This window comes from Pseudomonas khavaziana, assembly GCF_019145205.1.
Lineage (GTDB): Bacteria > Pseudomonadota > Gammaproteobacteria > Pseudomonadales > Pseudomonadaceae > Aquipseudomonas > Aquipseudomonas khavaziana.
In genome coordinates, this window is record NZ_JAHSTT010000077.1 from 1 (window position 1) to 263 (window position 263).

The following is a 263-nucleotide window of genomic DNA, read 5'->3' on the forward strand; positions in this document are numbered from 1 at the left end:
CAACCGAGATAGAGCCGCTGGATTGGTTCACGCCGATAGTGATGGACTGACCGTTATCCAGGGTGACGGTGAGCGGGTTGGTGATGTTGGTCACCGGCGCGCCGTTTTTATCCACAAGGCTGGCGGTGTAGACGATATTGCCGCCTTCGCCGACGGTGGTGGTGGCGGACAGCACCACATCGACCTTGTCGATAGTGTCGTTGATCGTGGTGGTGGCGCCGTTGCCTGCCACTTCCAGTTTTTCGAAGTTGCCGCCAGTGGTC

At 58.9% G+C, this 263-nt stretch carries 1 protein-coding gene; it reads right to left on the reverse strand.

All coding sequences use genetic code 11. The features are described from left to right. Nucleotides 1–263, reverse strand: a 263-nt coding sequence (locus KVH01_RS29605; protein ID WP_217883818.1) for an immunoglobulin-like domain-containing protein, incomplete at both ends; no start/stop codon positions are given.